General features: G+C 60.9%; 15 protein-coding genes. 10 read left to right on the top strand and 5 right to left on the bottom strand.

Translation table 11 applies throughout. The annotated features are described in order from the left end of the window. The first annotated feature begins 88 nt into the window (after nt 1-88). Nucleotides 89-733: a hypothetical protein gene (locus V4U86_RS21735; protein WP_395307976.1), complete on the top strand. Its 645-nt coding sequence runs from the start codon at nt 89-91 to the stop codon at nt 731-733. A 745-nt stretch (nt 734-1,478) separates the two neighbouring features. Beyond that, nucleotides 1,479-1,712 (top strand): hypothetical protein, encoded by a 234-nt coding sequence (locus V4U86_RS21730; RefSeq protein WP_395307975.1) that lies wholly within the window; start codon nt 1,479-1,481, stop codon nt 1,710-1,712. 130 nt (nt 1,713-1,842) lie between these two features. Here V4U86_RS21730 and V4U86_RS21725 read toward each other — a convergent pair whose 3' ends face one another. Then, nucleotides 1,843-2,322: a hypothetical protein gene (locus V4U86_RS21725; protein WP_395307974.1), complete on the bottom strand. Its 480-nt coding sequence runs from the start codon at nt 2,320-2,322 to the stop codon at nt 1,843-1,845. Nucleotides 2,323-2,558: 236 nt separating this feature from the next. On the opposite strand from V4U86_RS21725, the gene V4U86_RS21720 reads away from it, so the two are divergent. The 6 genes from V4U86_RS21720 to V4U86_RS21695 all read left to right on the top strand — a co-directional run bounded on the left by V4U86_RS21720 (nt 2,559) and on the right by V4U86_RS21695 (nt 11,414). Next, entirely contained in the window at nt 2,559-2,915 is a 357-nt protein-coding gene (locus tag V4U86_RS21720; RefSeq protein ID WP_395307973.1) for a DUF2510 domain-containing protein, read from the top strand. A gap of 148 nt (nt 2,916-3,063) precedes the next feature. Further along, nucleotides 3,064-4,584, top strand: coding sequence for a DUF3375 family protein (locus V4U86_RS21715; RefSeq protein ID WP_395307972.1), 1,521 nt, complete (start codon nt 3,064-3,066; stop codon nt 4,582-4,584). Beyond that, nucleotides 4,581-5,234: a DUF4194 domain-containing protein gene (locus V4U86_RS21710; protein WP_395307971.1), complete on the top strand. Its 654-nt coding sequence runs from the start codon at nt 4,581-4,583 to the stop codon at nt 5,232-5,234. The genes V4U86_RS21715 and V4U86_RS21710 overlap by 4 nt, the downstream gene beginning before the upstream one ends. Next, nucleotides 5,231-8,623, top strand: a complete 3,393-nt coding sequence (locus V4U86_RS21705; RefSeq protein WP_395307970.1) for an ATP-binding protein — start codon at nt 5,231-5,233, stop codon at nt 8,621-8,623. The genes V4U86_RS21710 and V4U86_RS21705 overlap by 4 nt, the downstream gene beginning before the upstream one ends. After that, nucleotides 8,584-9,780, top strand: a complete 1,197-nt coding sequence (locus V4U86_RS21700; protein ID WP_395307969.1) for a Wadjet anti-phage system protein JetD domain-containing protein — start codon at nt 8,584-8,586, stop codon at nt 9,778-9,780. Before V4U86_RS21705 ends, V4U86_RS21700 begins: the two co-directional genes overlap by 40 nt. Nucleotides 9,781-10,112: 332 nt before the next feature. Beyond that, nucleotides 10,113-11,414: a hypothetical protein gene (locus tag V4U86_RS21695; RefSeq protein WP_395307968.1), complete on the top strand. Its 1,302-nt coding sequence runs from the start codon at nt 10,113-10,115 to the stop codon at nt 11,412-11,414. A 473-nt stretch (nt 11,415-11,887) separates the two neighbouring features. On the opposite strand, the gene V4U86_RS21690 is transcribed toward V4U86_RS21695, so the two are convergent. Then, a complete protein-coding gene (locus tag V4U86_RS21690) occupies nt 11,888-13,126 on the bottom strand; it encodes an IS30 family transposase (RefSeq protein WP_425590829.1) in 1,239 nt (412 codons plus the stop codon). 239 nt (nt 13,127-13,365) lie between these two features. On the opposite strand from V4U86_RS21690, the gene V4U86_RS21685 reads away from it, so the two are divergent. After that, complete coding sequence (locus V4U86_RS21685) at nt 13,366-14,952, top strand: SIR2 family protein (protein WP_395307967.1); 1,587 nt, start codon at nt 13,366-13,368, stop codon at nt 14,950-14,952. Between the two features lie 208 nt (nt 14,953-15,160). Here V4U86_RS21685 and V4U86_RS21680 read toward each other — a convergent pair whose 3' ends face one another. Further along, nucleotides 15,161-15,898, bottom strand: a complete 738-nt coding sequence (locus V4U86_RS21680; protein WP_395307966.1) for a hypothetical protein — start codon at nt 15,896-15,898, stop codon at nt 15,161-15,163. 150 nt (nt 15,899-16,048) lie between these two features. On the opposite strand from V4U86_RS21680, the gene V4U86_RS21675 reads away from it, so the two are divergent. Next, nucleotides 16,049-17,821, top strand: coding sequence for a hypothetical protein (locus V4U86_RS21675; protein WP_395307965.1), 1,773 nt, complete (start codon nt 16,049-16,051; stop codon nt 17,819-17,821). A gap of 59 nt (nt 17,822-17,880) precedes the next feature. On the opposite strand, the gene V4U86_RS21670 is transcribed toward V4U86_RS21675, so the two are convergent. Then, nucleotides 17,881-18,087 (bottom strand): HAD hydrolase-like protein, encoded by a 207-nt coding sequence (locus V4U86_RS21670; RefSeq protein WP_395312155.1) that lies wholly within the window; start codon nt 18,085-18,087, stop codon nt 17,881-17,883. A gap of 33 nt (nt 18,088-18,120) precedes the next feature. Then, nucleotides 18,121-21,285, bottom strand: coding sequence for a P-loop NTPase fold protein (locus tag V4U86_RS21665; RefSeq protein WP_395307964.1), 3,165 nt, complete (start codon nt 21,283-21,285; stop codon nt 18,121-18,123). Nucleotides 21,286-21,493 lie beyond the last annotated feature (208 nt).

The following is a 21,493-nucleotide window of genomic DNA, read 5'->3' as shown; positions in this document are numbered from 1 at the left end:
TGAAGCTTCAGACGTATTGCGGCCAGAGTTGAATGAGCACAGACTGGCGCTAACCCATATCGCTGCTCCGGCCAACGAGGTGATCACGATGCCCGACGACGACAAGACGCTGGGGGACAAGGGATCATCCTCGCCCAGTCGGTGGCGATCTGCAGGGACCTTCCAACAGTTTCTCGGACACATGCAGGAGTTCCGGCGGACGCCAGAGGGTCGGCAGTTTGAAGCCGCCAAGCAGGCCGCCGAGGCTGACCTCCAGGCATGGCTGGCTGATCAACCTGGCATCGTCATGCAGCGACACGAAGGGCAGGTGCCCGAGCAGTGGCAGGGCCAAGTCGACGGACGCAGCTTCCACTTTCGCGAGAGGGGCGGAGAATGGGCCATCGAATTGGACCTTCAGAAACAGCCAGATGGCTCTGCGCGGGGAGAACTCATCGCCACGGGCACGATCGCAGACGAAGAATATGGCGAAAGCCCACGGCAGCGGGCAATGTTCATCGCCACTACCATTCGCAATTGTGTGAAAAACCTACGGTTCGACGTAGCTTCGGCGAGGGGTTACACGTACCGAGTCGAGTGGTCACCGGAGGACGACGAGTTCGTTGGACTCGTTGCCGAGTTTCCGTTTCTCTCCTGGTTGGCGCCCACTGAGGGCGAGGCGTTGCGTGGCATCGTCGAACTCGTCCTGCAGATCACGGCTAATGGATCCGACAGCGATGGACTGGGACACTCGTGAATGCGTTTAGCGATGTGTCGGATCCGTCGGGTAGCTGAACTCTGAACTCCACAGCGCCGGACAGGGCTCTTGCTGCTCTACAGGCACGATGGGACGCACCTGCCGACGTGCTTGCCATCGCGCGGCACTGCGTTTCCGTGTCGTGTGGTGAAAGCGCAGCCAGCCCTGCTCGCTGCATAGGGATTGGTGCCCATTTCAGGAAGATAAATGCTGTACGAACTGACCGGTTTGATCCTGGTCGTACCCTGCTAGCAGGGCACGACCACGCGGTTGATATGACGATACAGACATGTATATGCCCGGAAGGCTGAATGACGATAGGCGAGCTCGGCGAAGGTGACACTCGTCGTCGAGAATCGAGCCGGGGCCACACATGGAAATGCCTCCGCGATCGCGGACCGCGGAGGCTTTCTCCGACCAAGCTGGCACTTGAATCGAAACGGGGTCTTGGCGAACCCCTTATCCTCTCCCCAGAAAGGTTGTCTTGGCGGACGGTGTACACGATAACCCGGATGGCGTCGCACAGTTGGCAACACGCGACGAGCGGTTTGAACGAGCGCGTCTGGTGAATGCGATTCTGCTTCAGAATGCCGCCGCGCCAACGCTGTGTTTACGGCTGAATCGAGAATGTGTACATCACGGCCCGGCGGCCAGGAAACCCTGCTAGTAGGGCTCAGGTAACTCAGTTACTTTAAGCGAAGCGAGCAAAGGCTAAGTACGACTAGCAGGGCTTTCCCGGCGCGCGATGCTAAATATGCCGGTGTCAGCCAGAGACCGATCGAACGGGGGAGGCAATCCAATGGTGTCTTCGAGAGACGCCACGCGGCAGGACGTGGTCAGCTTAATTCGTCACACCACAGAACTGGCGGGGTCACGTAGCACCGTCGCCACCCGGATTGATCAGCTGGCTTACATTCAAGGCGTGATCACGGCATCAGAACTGGTCGACCGCGTTCGCCGCCGGTACGGAGCCCCGTAGTCCGCCGAGCGTCTACAGCTCTATATGGAGAACAACTCCATATAGAGCCATATAAAGCCATAGACAACGATCTAACGCGGCAGACCGACGCGTGGGCGACCCGCTGCTTCGAGGTCGCGGCGCTAGGACCTCAGTTTTGGGATATCAGCGGGGGATTGCGGGGGATGTCCGTGCGCAGGGTGCCCGGGTAGCACGGTGAGGTGCCGATGAGCAGTGGTGAGGCGTTGGCGTTGTTCCTCGCCTCCAAGTGCAGCACGTAACCGGCCGGCGTGTAGCCGAATCTGTTGGGCTTTTCGAAGCCGTCGCGTTCGATGACTTGCCAGCCCCATTGTGTCCAGGTGTCTCCAGTCGCGGCGATGACGTGGTTGAAATCTGTTCCGGGTGGCAACTTGAGATCTCGCCAATCCTCCACGTGCACGGGGGAATCCGGTCCTGCCGGGTCGTCTTCGCAGTACCTGTCCATCCGCCCGATGCGATACCGCGAACCGTCCAGTGTGGTGCCCGCAGGCAAGATGTTGGCGGTGTCCTGGAGCAACCGCAGAACGGTGTCCTGGGCTTCCTGCTGACTGGTCGGGATCTTCGGGTTCGGCACGGTCGGTGTGGCCTCCATCGGACCTCCTGGGATCGTCGTGGCACCGGATGGTGACGCCCGCCCGAGGGGCGACGTGGGCTCTTGTGGCGGCGTAGAGCATGAGACCGCGGCGCCTGCCGCGAGAACGAGTGCCGCAATCCGCATCATCAATTGAATCCTCCCCAAGGCCGCCGACGAGGGCCACACCAAAACGACCATAAGCGTCCGCGTACCTCATTACGCTGCGGTGTGCAGGCAACGGGGGAGGATCTGCAGTGACTAATGCAACGTCGGGGTGGTATCGGGATCCGTGCGGTCACGCCGAACTGCGGCGGTGGACGGGCAGCGAGTGGACCAGCCGGACACAGGGCCCGCCGCTCGGCGCCGGTGAGTCGGAACGGCGCCGCGGCGGTAGCCACGCCCTGGTAGCCGGCTCGTACGTCGGTGACGCAGCTGGCGTCGTCCTTGCCGCCGTCCCTTCAACGTCGATAGCTCCGAATGTGAGGAGCCGCACAGGTGAAACCACCGCAGCCCCGGTCGGCCATTGTCCCTCCAGGGATCGTGGCCACGACGATCAAAACGGCAGCTCACGCAGTGTTTCGCGAGTGTTGGGGCAGGCCCGGATCGGTTGATGCGATCACGCCGGAGCGAGAGTGGGTGTTGAACAGCTATTTACCCGGGCCATTGCGATGACTTGAGGCGTTTTGTCGGTACGCCAGGGTAAACAGAATCTAGTAGTCCACAATTCGTGTCAGGGGGCTAGTTGAACGTGGTGGGCGCATGAAACCGGTTGCCGAATTGATAGTCGATCACAACACGCTTGTCGATGTCACCCGCAAACACGCGGCAGTCACCCTGCTCCGACTAGAGCACCCAGAGGTCCTCGTCACGGTGCTCGACAACACCTTCGCGCCCGACCGTGAAGCAATTCCCGCGGACGAGTTCGAGGGCGATGTTGAAACAGTCCTCCGAACACTGCGCCAGGCGGGAATCGCAACACCACGCGCCCGTGAAGTTGACGGCGGCAGCGCCTCCGTACAAGCTCTGTGTCGAAGCTGGGTTGACGGTGGTTGGCTATGGAAGACGCCTGACGGCGAAGCCGGAACACCGGTCTACAGCCGCACAGCAGAAACCCACGAATCCCTTGAATGGCTCCGACAGCTCACCACCGCGCGCCGCGACACCGGCGCCCGGCAGGTCGGCGTCCTCATCGAACAGATGGAGGATATGGCCGCCAAGGTCAGCGGCGACCGCGACCGCCAACTCGCCCGCATCCGCGCTGATATCGCCGCACTCCAAGAACGCGAACTACGTATCCTCAAAGGTGAAGAAGCGGGTATCACCCTCGATGACTTCCAACACTGGTACGACAACATTCGCGCCCTTCAACGCCGCATCAGACTCGGAATTGTGTATGCGGCGCAGCAACTCCCGAAAGAGCGCCGCAAGTTCCTCGACGAAATCGCCGCCGACGAGATGGACGGCATCACTCACATCCACGCCTACGACGAGGCATGGCGCAGGGTGCTCGACAACTCGCAAGGCCGCGCCGCCCGCGAGGCCAGCGACATCCTCTCCGATGCCGAACTGAGATTGAAGTTCGGGCGCAACACCGACGCCATCATCAACAGCGAGCAAGCCGAAGTGCTACTCGCCAACGAAATCCGTGAATTACGAGACTACCCCGTCGCCCTCTACAACCAGTTCGCCCCGCTCCTCACCGTATTCACCGACAACCTCGAAGACGCAGCAGACGCATTCCGGCGCCGAACAGAATCCCTCGCCCGCGGCGGGTGGACCGACGCACTGCGGCAAGCCTGGAAGGCGCTCCGCGACAACGACAGTCGCGCACTGCCTATGGATGCACTGCCCGAACCTGCGAACGCTGACATTGGCGCCTCGCCCGCCTTGCCAATCGTCCGCGCAGTCGCCGAAGACACCCCGCCATTGGACAAGGCAGACGTATCCACTGCCGCACCAATGAATGTGGAGTACCTAGCCCGTTGGGGTGAACCGCATCCACGCGAAATTGAGGCCCATATCAGCCGCACCCTGGCAGATGCAGACGACGGAGTAACGATCTCATTGGCCGACGTGTGGGCCGATGCACCGCACAATCTTCGCCGCTGGGTTGAACTGTTCCCGTACTTCACCTACGCCACCCGACACGGCGACGACGGTTCAATCCACGAACACGCTGGCAGGCGAGTGACTGTCGAAACCACCGGGCCAGAAGGAGAAGTGATCGCCTGCGTGGTGCCGGCCATATCCTTCGTCAAACTCACGGATACTCAACCATGAGCGAACTCGCAACACGCAACGAGCCACTATTCGACGGTGATCTCGGTACCGCCGACGCCGATGTCCGCCAGGTGATGATCCGCCTGCTCATGGATCGAGTCTTCAACGGCAACAAGCACCTTCAATTATGGGAGACTCTCGAAAAGCACGAGAAACTGATCCGGTCGCGTTTCCATGAGTTTTACATCGACATCATCATCAGCACCGAGCAGCGCATCGCGTACAAGGCGCAGATCACGCCATCCGACGACAAACACAAGCCGTTGAAGGTGTTGCGTTCACGGCGCATGAGCCGTGAATTCGCAGCCGGAGTGCTCACCGTCTACGACCGCTGGCACCGCGCTCGCCTCGCGAACCGCGCCACCACGAAAGTCACATTGCGCGACTTCGAGGAAGCATTCAACTCTCTGCTCACCGACGCAGACCGCAACCGCACTGCGCGCGCATCCAACGCCAGCGCAGCGCTCGAAGCGCTCCACGAAGCCGACCTGATCATCGGCGCCAAACCAAGCGACGGCGCAACAGAATGGGAGATTTCGCCGGCAGTTCCCGTCATCTACACAGCAGAGGCGCTGCACCACATGGCCGAAATGCTCGGCGGTCCCAACAGCGACGATGACACCGACGCCGAGGTCGGTGACGCGGAATGACAAGCGCGCTGCGGATGGATCGCTGGTGCCTGTACGGCATGCAAACCTACAACTGGGGCGGGTTCAACGGACATTTCCAACTCGACCCGGCGCCACCCACCGAGGTCACCGTCATCAGCGGCGACTCCGGTACCGGCAAATCAACCCTCATGGATGCCGTATCTGCGGTGCTACACCCCGGCCGCGATTTCAACCGCGCATCCAGCGGCAGCGGCTCCTCACCACGCTCAATCCCGACCTATGTCCGAGGCCGTTACGGCAAAGACAGCGACGGCCGCAGCACTGTCTATTACGATCTGCGCGGAGGCCGCGCTACATGGAGCGGTGTCGCATTGACGTGGTGCAACATCGACGGCCGCACCCTCACCATGTTCTCCGCCTGGTACATGAACAAGCACGACGAGAAGCCGAGTGCCGAAGTTCACGGCCATATCGACGGACAGTTCGCCATCACCGACCTCGACCCGTACACCAAGTCACCGCACAACGCACCCGTCTTCAAACCGGCAGCACTGCGAGGAGCGTTCCCCGGCATGACAATCGCGAAGAATCGGACCCGAAACCGGCAATGGTTGTTCGAGCAATTCGGGATGAGCGACCGCGAGAAATCTCTCACCGACGTGCTGTACCGACTGCAATCAAGTAGCGAGATCCCTACCGTCAACTGGCTATTCTCCGGCATCATCCTCGACGAACCCGAAGACCTATTCGCCGCGGTGCGCGAGTCCCGCAGCGGATGGGAAAAGGTTCGCGAAACGTACCAGCAGATGACCGACCGCGAAACTCGCCACGAGATCCTGCAAAGCCTGCCGGGGCAGTGGGAGACCTACAGCAGCAGTACCACGACCGGGAAGTTTTACCGTGACATCGGATTCGGCGTCGAACGCGGTTCGATGGACCACAACACCCCGTTCTATCGGTGGTTCCACCAACGCAACTACGACCTGCTCGCCGCCGAACAAGACGCCCTCGAAGAGGCTGCACAGCAAGCGCACCGAGCCAAAGTCGCCGCCGAAGCTGTCACCGAAGCGGCGAAGCGGGAAATGCTCGACACCGACCGGGCTTACCGCAACGGCGGCGGCGACCGCTTAGGCGAAGTCGAATCCGAACTCACCTACGCGCGCCGCGACCTCGAAACCGTCCGCCGTCGACGCGAACGGCTCACCGATCGAATCGGCCACGAAATCACGCTCCCCGAAACGGAGACCGAACGCGACGAGCAACGCGCAGCATCGACCCAGTTCCTTACTGACGCGAAGGCGCAAGCCACGGTCATCGACGGCGAACTCGAAGCGGCGCAGGATTACTTCTTCGACACAAAACGCCAACTCGACGAAAAGCAACAGGCATACGACTACTACATTGGACGCAAAGACGTCCTCAGCCGCGACCTCACCGAACGTCGTGACGAATGGGCGCGAATCACCGGTATCCCTGCCGAAGACCTGAAATTCGTCGGCGAGCTGATTGACCTCAAGACTCAGCACGAGCAGTGGCGTACCGCCGCCGAAGGCGTGATGGGTTCGTTCGCACAAACACTGCTCGTACCGCAAGATCGGATCAAAGACTTCCGCCGCAAAGTCGACGCCGACAAACGCCCACCCCGTATCCGCTCCAAGGCAATCCCCACTAGCGCATGGGATCTGCACCAAGCACCGGACGAGCAACTTGCAGCCAAGCTGCAATACGCCAACCACCGCTACACCAGCTGGCTGTCCCACGAAATCGCCCACCGCTTCGCGCACCTCTGCGTCGCCGACGGTGAAGCCCTCAACGCGCTCAACCCGAACCAGAAAGGTGTCAGCCTCAACGGACAGGTCCGCCAAGGTGACGACGGCGTCCACGGTGGGCTGCGATCTGATCAACGCTCCATCGGATTCTCACCCGAAGCGTTGCTCGCCAAACTGCGCACCGAGATCGCCGAACTGCGTTCCGAATGGGAGGCAGCATCAGATCTCCGCAACGAACTAAAAGACGCACGAGACAAACTCGCGGCCTCGGCGGACCTACACACGCAGTTCATCGACGCGGCCGACAACTGGCCGGACTACGACATGCACGCCGCTGCCGCCGTCATCGCTGCGAAAGTCGCTGAGCGCGACGCATTGTCCGGTGACAAAGTCATCGCGCTGCGGAACGCGGCCGAAGCAGCGAATAAGGCGCACACGAAAGCCCAAGACGCCTCCGCACGGGCCGGGCTGCGGTACGAAGAAGCAACGATAAACCGTGATGCGCACTTAGCCCGCCAGGACCTGGCTTACGAGGAAATCGAGAAGCTTAAAGAACGCGTTGCAGCCCTCGACGAAGCCACCGCCGCGCGGCTGGACGCTGAAGCCAGGGAAACCTTCGGTACCGAAACACTGACCAGTGACCACTTCGTTCCAGCCAACACTCAAACACTGATCAAAGCTTTCGGTGCCAAGCTGCAAGCCGCCTCGAAGACTCGGAACGACGCTGCGAAATCGCTTCTCGCGGTGATGCACTCCTACAATTCCGCGTTCCCGCCGGGTCCGCTCGGGAATGCCCTACCGAAGGCTTCGGCGGCGAAAGACTTCGAGATCGCGAGCGCGGTTGAAGCCAATTACGAGGCATACGAGTACATCCTGCACCAGAACACGTTGGAGGGGCTCAAGGAGGCGCAGGAGCTGTTCGCGCAGCAGGTCATGGACTACACGAATATGACTGTCGGGCAGGTGACCGAAGGCTACGAAGCAGCCCGCCGCGACATCAAGTCCCGGCTACATGAAGTCAACTCCCTGCTCGGCGACGCCGACTTCGACGGCTCCTGCCGCCTCCAAGTGGAGATCGTCCGCGAAGAACAACCGCAGGAAGCTAAGGACTTCCAGGTCGCGCTGGGCGAACTCGCTGCACGCACCACAAAATCGTTGTCGCATGAGGACGTCGCGGCCCGGTACGAGCGGTTCGACTCGGTCATGCACATGATCTCTACCGACGACAAGATCAAGACATTGTTTGACGTGCGCAAACACATGCAACTGCAAGCCCGCAAATCCGACCCTGCCGGTGTAATGCCGTCAGTGACCTACGACCGGCTCTCTGGTGAGCAGTCCGGTGGTGAAACGCAGGAATTGACGTCGTTCATCCTCGCCGCAGCGATCCGGTACTACGTCAGCGGCGACGGCGCTCACCTCCCCCGATTCTCAACGGTCATCCTCGATGAAGCCCTGACGAAAGCGGGCCCAGAGCACACGCTCCGCGCGCTGAATGTGTGGCGCAAACTCGGCTTCCAACCCATCGTGTCCACGCCTGTTGGCAAGGCGATGTCGATGACCTACGCGACGTCTGTCGTGTACGAAGTCGCGATCGACGACCGCAAACGATCCCGCCTATGGCAGATGACGTTGAAGAACGCCGAGAGCAAACTGTGAAAACAGCCAACCAAGTCCGAGAACACCTCGACCGGTGGCTGAACAGTCACCTGCACGCGATCGTTGCGGGCGACGAGCGGTTCCCCGAGCCACTAACGGTACCGCTGCTGCCGTCGACCAGTAAGAGTGCGCTGCAAAAGAGCTGGTACACCGTTCAACCCTGGGCGGCTGCGTGGTTCGCTGCTCTCCTCCCCGAAGGGGTGACCCTTCGCGAGACGCCCCGCCGAGTCGGCACCTCACTGCAAGAAATCCCCACGCACATCGACATAGCCACCCTCGACGCGTGCGTCCAGTTCGCCGGCGCAAGCTGGACAGTCCGATACGAACAAGCTCAGTATCGTTTCAGCCGGCTACGGGCGCAGTTCGACACCGCCTTGATCGGGGCAGTATTTCGCAGCACCCGGAGTTGGGACGCACTCGACTTCGACATCCTGCTCAGAGCCGCCAACTGGTTCCGCGCCAATCCCACTAGCTGGCAGGGGTTAACGCCTCGACAAGTTCCGATCGCCGGTGTGCACGCAAAATGGCTCACCGACTCCAAACGCCGCGAGATCGCCGCGCTTGCCGGGATCGAGTCCATCGACCTCGCGCAGCGACCCAGCGAGGTTCGGTTCCGGTACTGCGACCCACAACACATCGATAGCGGCGGGCGGCAATGGGACTCGCACACGCTCGGCGACAACGTCAGTCCGGTTTATCAGCCGAAGGTTGTGGTGCTGTGCGAAAACAAAGACACCGCACTGCTTTTCCCGCGCTTTCCTGGACTGATCACTGTGTGGACTGAAGGCAACGCCGCTCATCGGGTCGCTCAACTGGACTGGGTGGCGCGTGCATCAACGGTCCTCTACTGGGGCGACATCGACGCCGACGGCTACGAAATTCTCGACCGACTCCGCCAAGTCCTGCCGACCGTACAGTCGATCCTGATGGACGCCGCCGCCTATGAGCAATACGAGCAATACGGCACTAGCGACGCACCAGGAGGCCGTCGCCTCGGCGCGCAAGCCGAGCACCCCCTCGACGCACTCACAGACAGCGAAAGGTCCGTCTATCGGTGCCTGGTCAGCGCCGATTGGCAACAACATCGCCGCGTCGAGCAGGAACGGATCCCGTTCCCGGTCGCGATCGCTGAGCTGCAACGCCTGACCACGCAGTGAAGAAAAGCCAAGATGCGCTCGCACGCGCGTACGACAGTTTTAGAACATTGGCGGAAGGGACACCCCAGGCGGTGTTGATGGCCATGAGGTTGTTGGCGATGAGGCCGAACCTGTATGGACCGTGGAACCGAAGCACGTGTCAGAACGTTCGTGCGCCATTGTCCAGTCGGAGTCAGACAGCGAGTTTCACTCGACCAAACGTGGCAAAGTGCTGCTAGCGGCGTAGATGAATATCTGGAGCTCCGTATCACGTTCACTATGACGCCAGCGGTCGCCGCAATGCAAGATGGTTTGCGACCAAGGGAAGCGGCGACTAGGGGATTGGGGAGCATGTGGACAACGATGGACCCGTACGGCAACTTGCCGAGGAAAGGCAGTTTCGCCTCACGCTAGTCGGCGCGATCGCGATTTCGGGAGTCTTCGCGTTCGCCTTTGTGACGTTTCTGGTTGTGCGTGCTGTGTTCTATCCGGGGCGCAACACGGCCGATTGGTACAGCTCCTGGGGAACGTGGGCGGCGGGCGTTGCCACCGCCGCAGCGTTTCTCATCACCGCCATGGGCGTTCGAGTCACCAGTGCGCTTGCCCGCGCAGACCGGCAGACTGCTGTGGAGTTGCGTGCAAACGATGACATGGCTCAAGCGAGACTGTTGACCATCTACAAAGTAGACATTCCAGACGGCTTCCAGTCGTTGGCATACTTTCGTATCGAAAATCGAAGCAAAGAGGTATTTTTCGACGTAACTGTGCCGTTCGCTGACTCCCCGTGCGACGTCGATGGCACGACGGAGCGTCGCACGCCTGATCGGGTGGAGGCTGAGAACCGATTGCATGAGCGTCTTCCCGACGGTGAGCTACTCGTACCGTTCAGGAATCACACCGACGAAGAGACGTGGTTCACCTTGGTCACGCTGCACACGTTCGATTGGTCTGGAATATCCTTCGCTGTCGACTACACCGACGCTGCCGGGCGGCAGTGGAAGCAGCACTTCGGCGGAAGGATCGAGCGAGTGCTAACCACAGACCCCGTGCGTGTGCGCAAAGCGGATCGTTTTCAACCTGTTCCGCAGATCCGGAGGATCAGCGCAGAGCAGGTGCAGGTCATGGATCTGAATGGTCCCCCGTACCTGGCACAAGACTATGACGATGTTGCCGACCTGAATGCAAGCGCTGAGAGCATTCTCTCGTCGTGGGAGCCTGTCCGCCGCGTCGGACCACTTGACATCGATACGGGGCTGTCAGGGATATCGGAGGGGTGTGTGTGGCTGGCCATCAGTTACGCGCCGAAGCCGCATAGGCTGTGGCACAACTACTTCGGTCCCAGGATCGAAGAGATTGAGTCTCAGCGCGGTTGGTCGTCGGGCTGGCCGTCGTCCACTGTAGAGATTCAGTTCGAGGTACCGGTGTCAAATATTGAGGATCTCGTTGAAAAGGTCGACAGCGCAATCGACTACGCGAACGAACAATTCGAGGCGAACGAACTCAGGGAAGCTGAACGGCTGGTTGTCGAGAAGGGTGCGCCAGCGCCAATCGATGATGAGGAATCTGCCGGCGTGGAGCCGATAGATCTTGAGCAACTAGACGAGCTTGCGGCGCGGCTCGCCCGTCCGGACTACGATCCGCCTTCGCATCGCTGATCCAGCACGCCAGTTCTTTTCCACGGACCTAGCTCCTATGGAGGGTGTCTGACAGGCGGAGCGCCAGCGGACAGGAAGGTCTCCCAAATGCAGGCTTGAGGCAGTGCACACACAGCACATCCAATCCGGTCACCCGACTTCGAAACCCAGCAGGCGCCGTACCTATCGAGGGTCAGGGTGTGGGTGACGGCTGCCGAGCCAACAGACACGGAACAACAGTCGCCCCCGCAGATCCGGATCCATCTGACATAGCTGGATGTTATCGGTGAAATCCAGATCAACCAGCGCGCTGGCGGCGTTTGTCACTATCGGCGAGCAAGCAGTCGGTCGACCGGGGGCGTCAGGGTGTTTTGTCCAGATTGCAGGACTTGAACGGTTCTTCACCCTTCACAGCAGGCGGACTGACCACAAAACCCGCACCTTCTGTCAGTTCCGGTCGAAAAGTGAGCAGGTAGTTCCGGGGTGGGTTCTAGTCAACGTCGCAACACCGACGGACTGCTTGACGCTAGCAGGGCGGCGAATAGATCCGCGGGGCATCGGTCTTGGAGGACCATTCGGGGACGTTGATTGAGTTCCTCCTCGACTGCCAACAGGTGCTCCAGCGAATAGTTGGCGAGGGTGACGCCCTTGGGAAAGTAGTCGCGCAGCAGCCCATTGGTGTTCTCATTGGTGCCCCGCTGCCACGGTGATCGAGAGTCGCAGAAGTACACCGGCGCCCCGAGCTTGTCGGCTGTCGCGAGGTGGCGGGCCATCTCGGTGCCCTGGTCCCAGGTGATCGACCGCATCAGCTCCGGCGGCAGGTCCTGCATCCGGTCGACCAGAGCGGTATGCAGCGAGTCGGAATCCGCGCGAGGCAGATGCACCAGGCGCAGTGTCCGGGTCTGGCGTTCGACCAGCGTGCCGATCGCTGAGAGGTGATTGTCACCGATGATGAGGTCGCCCTCCCAGTGTCCGGCTTGGGACCGGTCGACGGGTGGGAAAGGGCGGTCGTGGATGGTGAGCATGGGCTGCTGGAATCGCGGCCGGCGGCGCCGCTGGCACTGATGGGCGCGGCGGTGATCTCGGCCGGTACGCAGCGGTGAACGCCGATGCGGCGCCAATCTCGTAGGTCGCAGGAACCGTGAGTTCGATTGGTAGACAGCCTGATAGATACTCTCATGACATAACCACATCGACCGATCGTCAGGAAAAAGTAGCCGGAGGTGGCGGCTGATCTGCTGCGGGCTCCAGCGCCGACCGAGCAGCTCAGCGACCAGGACACCGAGCTGCTCATTGTTGTCGACCCGTCGTCGGTGATGACGTCCTCGGCGTGCGGTAGCCCGCCGATGAGCCTCGAAGGGCTGATATCCGCGACCAGCCGGGGTGACGTTGCGCCCGAGCTCGCGCGAGATGGTCGAGGGCGCACGTCCGAGCTTGTCGGCAATGGCGCGCATGCTCAGCCCAGCACGGCGCAGATCAGCGATCTCAATGCGCTCGTCTTGGGACAGGTAGCGCGCGCTGATCTGACGCACGGCCAGCGGATCCAGTGGCGGAACGAACCCGACCACGACGCCGTTGCGGTAGGTCTTATGACCGCTGGTCCAGGCCGTGCCCGACGACCGTGATACGCCGACTTCACGGGCCGCGGCGCGGACGCTCCACCCCCGAGCCCGCAACTCCATGAACCGCTGACGCTTGGCCGACAGCGGACGCCGCCCCGGCCCCTTCTTCACCCGACGCGACGATGCCAACACAACCTCCAGAATCTAGAGAAGTGTTGCGACGACGCCTCGAAACCACCCCAGAGCAGGCTGCTCAGGATTCAACCGGAGCTGACACCTTCAGCGGTACGAACAAGAGTAGACGCGGCCGACGGCGCCGGAAGGTCATGCGCGATTGTTGTCGGATGGCCGACGTACTGTTCGCATAGTGCGCAATACGGTTCTGCGCGGACCTTGATGGAGGAGTGCCTGTGGAGGACGACCTAGCGGCATTACGTGACTTATTGACCAAATCCCGGGCAATGCCGGTGATGTTTGTGGGTTCTGGGCTGTCACGTCGGTACATTGGTTCGCCCGATTGGGACGGATTGCTCGCCCATTTTGCCGATCTCGCCGGCAAAAACTTCGCCTACTATCGTGGCCGAGCCGGTGGGGACCGACCCAGAGCTGCATCGATGATTGCTGAAGATTTCTACGATACCTGGTGGAATTCCGACGAGTACGTCCAGTCCAGGACCGACAGTGCTCACCTTGTCAGCGACACAGCTGATCCCTTGAAGATCGAGATTTGTAAGCACATCGGATCGCTAGGCGTCTTGGACCAACCAGAGGTCGATACCGAACTTAGCGACCTGTCGAAGATCCACTGTCACGCCATCATCACGACCAACTGGGACGAAATCCTCGACGACGCATTTCCGGAGATGGAGGTCTATGTCGGTCAAAACGACGTGCTGTTCTCTTCGACGCAAACAGTGGGGGAGATCTATAAGATTCACGGCTCCATCACTGACCCGCGGTCGTTGGTGTTCACTGAGGCCGACTACGAGAGGTACTGGGACGCGAATCCGTACCTCATCGCGAAGATTCTCACGCTGTTCGTCGAGAACCCGATTATCTTCATCGGTTACAGCCTCGGCGATCCTCACATCCAACGATTGCTCGGCAACCTGGTCACCTGTCTGAGCGAAGACCAACTCGACAAACTCAACGAACGGTTCATCTTCGTCGGCAGACCCGACGAACGCCGCCGGGAGGGGCTGTCGCGATCATCAATCACAGTGCAGTCGCACACGTTCGGTGTACATGAACTCGGTCTGCACGACTACGGCGATCTGTACCGGATACTCGCGGACTTGCCGCAGCACTTCCCGTACCGGCTGCTGCGGCAGCTCCGCGAGAGCGTGTTCCAGCTCGCCTATGGCGTTGAAACTTCGGACCGAATCCATGTTCTAGACTTCGATGCAGATACGGATGTCGATCAGGTCGAAGTCGTCATCGGGGTCGGCACGATGGCACGTATCGGCCTCAAGGGGTACTCGTCGCTCACTCGCGTCGATCTCTTCAACGACATGCTCGCTTACCGAACCGATCACGATACAGACCAGCTGCTGTCGTCGGGACTTAAGACGATCTTTAAATCGGCGAAGTTCGCGCCGATCCATTACCCGCTCTACCTCGCACGTCAGGCCGGTCGCGACGTTGACAGCCTGGTGGAAAGCTTGCCGCCACGAGCGCGCGGACGTCTTGGCGATGCAATTCTAAAGCCCTATCCCGGTACAGCGCCGCTGAACTGGCAGAGCAAGACGTTCCGTGAGTTGCTCGCGATCGACCCGAAGATTGCCCGCAACCGCGGTGTCGGATGCCGCTACGAGATCGACGATGTTGTGGCTTTGCGCGACTTTCTCTCTGAAAGATTCGCGGGTGTCACAACCAACATATCGACAGATCTTGCCAAACTGGGTTGTAAATATGACCAGCTTGTATATGGCGATGACTTCGACGGCGATCGGTCTGCTATGCGGTCAGCGCTGGGAGTTCCCTCGGCGGCGCCCTAACCACGCGCTGCTGGTGACGAACGAACTGAGTACGAGCAATACGTCTGACACTCAGGTTCATCATTGCCGCCTGAAGCCATTTCATGTCAGCTCCGGTCGAAAGCGAGCAGGTAGCTCCGCCCACCAGACGGACTCGACTGCACACAGGACTCCGAAAACCGCGACCATATCGCCGCGCGCACAACGAGACACGCGGCTTGGCCTAAGCTCACCATTCTTCGTCGGTCGGGTGCGACGGTGGCCATCGGAAGTCGTCGCGTTGCCAGACCTCGATAGCGGGGATGCGTTTGCCGTGCGGGAGCCGGATGTGTATTTCGCCAGCGCAGTCATCGAGATCCTGATACCTGCCGATGACGACGTTGGCAAGCTCAGGCGAGCAATGGTCCGTGGGGCAGGGTCTGTGCTGAAACTCGATCAGTACTGGGTTGCCGATACTTCTTAGAACCTCGGCGAGGTCAGGATCTTCGTCGATCTGCCAGAAGTAGGTAATTTCCCCTCCCCAATAGTTCAGCAGGGGTTGCGTGCCGTAGGGGTCGACGGTGAGGGTCCGCAGGATTGTCAAGGCGCAGACTTCGTCGACCCTCGCCGCACGCTGTTCGGGGGCTGTGAGCACTCCCTTCGTCAACAAGCGTTCAGCGTGGTGTTCTGTCAGCACGCCTTCCTCTCGAGCTGCCCGGACTTTGTCGTGGAGCAGGGACGCCGAGGTGGCACGAAGTCCATTCAGTCGAATATCGGCAACCTCGGAGTCGAGCAGCCGGGCGCATTGATAGACCACGACGCCGTAATCGAACAAGATAGATCGAATCCGGTCGGACAGGTAAGGCGCAGGCCTCAGATCCACTGTGTTGCTGCCTCGGCACCCTTCTTGCTGGGTCGCCTCGTGCGCGAGGTCGCGCAGTTCTTGCGGCCAGGTTGCTGGTTCGTCGAGATTGACCGGACTGATCACAGTCCACAGCGTAGACAGAGCAACAGACAGGGCGTGTTTTTCATGAGCTATTGCATTCAGGACGCCATATGCTGATGCGCGGTGAAGGTGAGCTTACTGAGCATCGCGGGCGCATCACGTTGCGGATATAGCGCTATTTGGGGGAGTGAATTGAGTATCGAGTGGGTCACGCTGAAACAGCACGAGTTCGACCGTGTTGTTGAGGCGCTCGTCCTGCGACGCTTCGGTAAGGGCGTCCGTGCCGTCGATGGGAGAGGTGGCGACGACGGCATAGACATCGAAATCACGAACGGGACACGCCGCACGATTCTGCAACTGAAGTGCTTCCCGGAAGGCTTCTCCGGTGGGTTCAAGGACACACGACGGCGCCAGATTAAGGCGTCGTTCGACACCGCGATGAGCAAGCGCAAGCCGGCCGAGTGGAAGCTGGTTCTGCCGTGCGTCTGCACGAACGATGAGGACAAGTTTGTGCGGGAGCTGAAAGGAAAAAAGCGCGTCAAGATTGAGGTAATCGGCCGCGACAAACTCGACAGTTGGCTTGCCGACGATCCCAACCTCGACGCCTACTTTCAGCGCACTCCGATCAACGTCCTCATGCACTACGCGCAAGTCTTCAGCCAAGAGAGGGCTGCTCTGCTCGACGGGTACGAAGACGTCCAGCAGCGGATTACCGCTCTGGCTTCAGTCATCGACACAGTCGACCCTCTCTTTACCTACGGATTCGCCAGCGAGGGTGGGTCATCGACGATCACCATGCGCCCCATCGAGGGGGTTCAGCCTCCTGTCGATTCAGGGTTTCATGTCACTCTGAAGTCAGGGCTGAACGCTGAGCAGGCAGCAATTCTCGCTGGGGTTGAAGAGGGCATCGGCTATGGATCGGCCGACCCGATACGGATTCCAGCCGACATGGTCGAGTGGGTAGCCATCAACGGTCCCGTCCTGTTTGAGGGCCAGCAGCTCCCGCCCGGTGACGTCGAAATCAACCTGGGGCCTACGGCGCCGCGCGCTGGTCAGACCCTTGATCTACGGCTCACTGGACCCGGCGGCGACGGCGGAGAAGACGGCGAAATCAATTCTTATGAAGCAGAAGTCGTTCACTTTGACGACGGACACCTCGGGTCCTCGCTCGATCTTCTGCTCTGCGAAGGACAACTCAAGGTCCGATTCAGGATCCCGCATGTGTTGGACGCCGATGCAGTTGAATCCGCAAAGGCTCGTCTCGGCTACGATATCCCGAAGGCGCGGCCAGGGGTCGTCGCTGAGCTGCTCGCGACCGCACGCCAGATACGTTCGGCGGCAACGCTTGAGCTGTACGCAGGTGCTATTCGAGTCGCCAAAATGAAGGGTTCGGCGCCAGTTTCGATAGAGGAGTACGGTGTGGACAAACTGATCATTGAGCAGTTCGCACACGATTTGGACACGCTGCAGAAGCACTGCAAGAATTATTTCAGTCTGCCAGCAGCCATCTCACCGCGCGACCGGATAGATGTCCGTGTCGGGCGTATCTTGTTGGAAGGTGGAGTCGTCGCGTCCCCCGCGGCGCGCACCTTCACGGCAACCATGACGGGCGTGGACGCGCCGAATGTTCGGCAAGCGCTCCGGGAACCGTGGATGCTGGCCAAACAAGCCGAACGACCATTTGCGGTCAAGATCAGCGGCAAGACGCTCACAGTCGGGAACGTTCACGTAATCCATCCGAGGGCCACCGCCGTCAACGGTGGGGATGCGCTTGAAGCACTCGACGCGGGAACCGCCGAGAATTTCGCTGTCGATCTTGTGCCCGGGGACGACCATTATTTCTTTCTTGCGATGGCCGACAAGCCCGTCAGTGAATACTTGGGCGCGCCGATCACTCTGTGGTCCCTTGTCGATATCGAGCAGCCAGACGTCGACAAGTGGTTGGACGCGCAGCCGTCAGCCTAGGGCTGTGGTCGACGTGCCTGTCAGAACATACGTAGGAAATGCAGCGTCTCCAACGCTAATCACACCTTGTGCTGGTCCAAAGGAACACTCTGCCGGACAGTATGAGCGATAGCCTCGACGCACTCGCCGGCAATAGACGACGGCCGATGGCCGTCTTCGGTCCAGTGTCGGCCCCGGTGCAGCCACACGCAGTCGATCATGACCCTACGGGCTCCTCCGATGTCAGCGGTGGCGGAGTCACCGATCATCCACGCCCGTCTAGCTATCGTCCGCTTAGCCCTGAAAGAGTGCCAAGAGCATCAGTTCTGGGCTGATTTCCTACCTGGCAGCGGCATGTATCGGCTTGCTACGTCGAGCCAGAGCACGACGTTGTGCATCGGCACGTCACACATCGGGTTGGCTCCCGTGGTGAAGTCGGCTAGCCGCTGTCGGTCGGTGCTGTCTGCGACCGGATCGGGCGTGTTCAGTCGATCGTTGATCCACTGGCGGACCTTGTCGGTGGAACTGGCAAGAGTGGGATCGCTGAGCGCGGCAGTTGTAGTCGGTGTGCCAACCATCAACGCAACGAGGAGAAGGAGCCCGCGGGAGCTTTCGTCACTGGGCCCGGTGTAAGGGCGGTGGTCGGCGTAGACCCGTGCGCGCACGACGAGGTAGGTACTCAAGAAGCGTTTGGCCCGCCGTGGTGTGGTTGCTACCAACGCAGCCACCAAGCCGATATCCGTAATCTCGCGTTGTCCCAAGGACAGTGCCTCGCCCATTCGTTCGTCTTCCAGGCTGACGGAGGTCGTCCGCGCCAGCGGCGGCGCTGTGGGGGCAGTCCTTGAGTCCGTCCGATTGGTGGGCGTCTCTGCGGACTCGAGCGTGTAGGAGCCAGTAGGCGCGCGGGGATCGGTCGGCTCGGAGGCGCTGGGCAGCAGCTCACCACTCACACCGGTCAGCAACTGTTCGCAGCTGGCGGCTGACATGGCTGGCAGGGTGTACGTGAGTTGAAAAATCTTCTCTAGGTAGTCCGCGGGCATTACGGCTCCTGCGCCGGCACCGAACAGTTCGCGATGTGTCTTGGCCAGTGACTGCTCCAGCCAGTGCGGGTCGACGCCGACGACCACCGCGAATAGGGGCAGGGCCAGCAAGAGGTGCACTGCGGCCAGTACGTCGGCGACGACTTCGGGTTCGCAGCGATCGCGATCGTCAACATAGAGCACGATGCGACGTAAAGAGGGGAGGGCATCTGTGTCGTTGTGGGCAGTGGTGAGGTAGTCGCTGAGATTCTTTAGATCGCGGTGGGCCAGGGCTACTAACCCTTGGTGGCGCTCGTAGTCGTCGCTTCCGGCTCGCTCAGCCAGATATCGCTGTAGGAGAACCGTTCCCGTCAAGTGGTCGTGTTCTGATTCTGCAGCTCGGGCCTGGGCGGCAGCGGCTACGTGCTGTTCGGTCAGGGTGGTCAATTCGATCTGAGCCGCCGCCTCGGATCTTTGGGCTACCGCAATCTCGGCTTGGTGTTCGGCGCGGACTGTGGCTACCCGTGCCTCGATCTCACGCTGAACGGCTTCGGCAGGTGCCAAGAGGGTTTTGACCAGTCGGCTCTGACGGCCGATCCACGCCGCGCTGGCCGTGCACAGGGCCGCGAACTGGGCGGCGGCTGCCGCCGCGGGAGTGGTCCATTGCTGGGCGTCGACGATGTGTGGAATTGCGATACCGGCTGTGGCAATGACCGCGAACGCAAGGACAGACAGCGCCAACGGAGAAGACCACCAGTGCTTTCCGGTAGTCGCCAGGACCTTTGTCCGTTTGGTCAGGTGGACGACTTCATTGGCCGTGGTGAGCAGGCTGCGCGCCCCGACTTGCGCGGTTGGGATTCCCAGTTCGGTGCTGGCCTGGTCGAGTTTGTCCCGAAGCTCTGCGGACACGACGTCAGAGTGTTTTGCGTTGTCCAAGGCGGCCAATAGGTCTTTGGCCTTCACTTCGGCGACTGTGGAGATGGCGGCCTGCAGGCGGCTCTGGGCTTCGGCGACGGCTGCTTCGGCAGCGTCGACAACGTTGCGGGCTTCGTCGACCCGCTGCTGTAGTCCTGCGCGGATTTGTTGTGCCCCGTCGATTTTTGCCATCGCGGCCGCGAGGGTGGCCTCGGGGTGCGTCGGTGTCTGATTGAGGGCTTGGAAGACCTCGCTGAGTAGGCTGGCCCACAAGTTTCCGTCGGCGTAGTGCCAGGCGCTAAACCGCACGTGGGCGATGCCGTGTTCGAATGCGGAGTCCTCTCTGGCGGCGCGCTTTTCGAACTGTGTGATCCAGGACTGAATGCGCCGCATGAGGAACGTCTTGCCGCTGCCCCACGACCCATACACACCGAGGGCTAGAGGTGGGGTCATGCTGCGTGAGGCGAGCAGCGCGGCTAGCGCGCGGGCATCGGCGTCGACACCGAGGCGATCGGGCGTATCGGGGCTGTCGATCTCGCAGGAGATGCGGGCGACTACCAGTCGCGCCGGACTCGCACCGACCAGCGCGCGCAGTACGGGCTCGCCACCTAACCAACGACCCTCTGGATACCAACTGGTCATCTCTGCGATGAGTTCGGCGGTAATGGCACTGGCTTCGCGCTCGATTCTGGCCGCAGCAAGGTCTTTCACAAGTTGGTGGATCCGTTGTGCGCGAATGTGCTCTTGGTGCGCCTGCCTATCGTCGGACTGCTGCCTGCTGATCGCCACGTCGGTGTCCAGTGTTTCCAGTCCCGCCGCCGGCGCGCCCGAAGCCAGGTAGAGCAGGGCAAGCTGGCGGCGCACCATTCGGATGGACATTGCGGTCTCGGTGCCGAACCGGGACTGCATTCTGTCCAGGGCGAGTTCCAGGTGGCGGATCGCTTCGGTGCGCTGGTCCAATCGCACCATCGCCCCCGCTACGTCACCGTGTGCCTCGGCGACGGTGGCGTCGTCGATGAGGCCACTGGATGCTGTCTCGTCCTCTGCTTCCTCAGCAATGGCAAGAAAAATATGTAACGCTTCCTCGGAGCGGGCTGTCACGAGGTACGCCTCGCCGAGACCACGTCGGGCCTGTATCAAGAGTGCCCACTCGTCGCTGGCAACGGCGGCATCGATGTTGGCGCTGAAGAGTTCAATCGCCTCGTCGACATCTCCGGCGGAGAGCTTCGCTGTCGCCTGCGTTTGTCGGGCATCAAACCGGCGTCGATCTAGGGCTGCACTACCGCCCGAGGATGAGTTGGTGCTCGCGGAGGCGGAGGAAACCAGATGGCTGATCTGGGAGGGCTTTTCGGGGGAAACGGTGCCCTTCTCAGCTCCTGTCGCAGTCCGCCCCAGCTTAATCACTTGCTGGGGCACTTCGCCGTCGCGTTTGCTTGCCATTCCTGCATTGTGTCGCAACAGGAAGTGTTTCAGAGTGGTACTCGGCTGCGACCTGCCAGGCATGGTCTTGCATCGTTCGTTGATGGTCTCCGCGGCGTCGAAAATCTGCATCTTGCGCCGTGCCCCTATGGCAAGTTGGACACCGACCCCCTCGGGTGGCACACCTCCCAGGCCTTCTCGTTGCCGCTGTTCCCGGAATCCAATGAAAACAGGGCGACGTGACCCGAAGGGCGACGCGAGCGTCACGGTGACGAATCGAAGTCGTCGGCGCGTACGCTGTTGACGACGGTTGAAAATCCGGCCAGTCGCGACGGTTGAA

The organism is Mycobacterium sp. AMU20-3851 (genome assembly GCF_043974665.1).
Lineage (GTDB): Bacteria > Actinomycetota > Actinomycetes > Mycobacteriales > Mycobacteriaceae > Mycobacterium.
The sequence above is the reverse complement of the archived record's forward strand: the minus strand, read 5'-3'. Positions and strand labels throughout refer to the sequence as shown.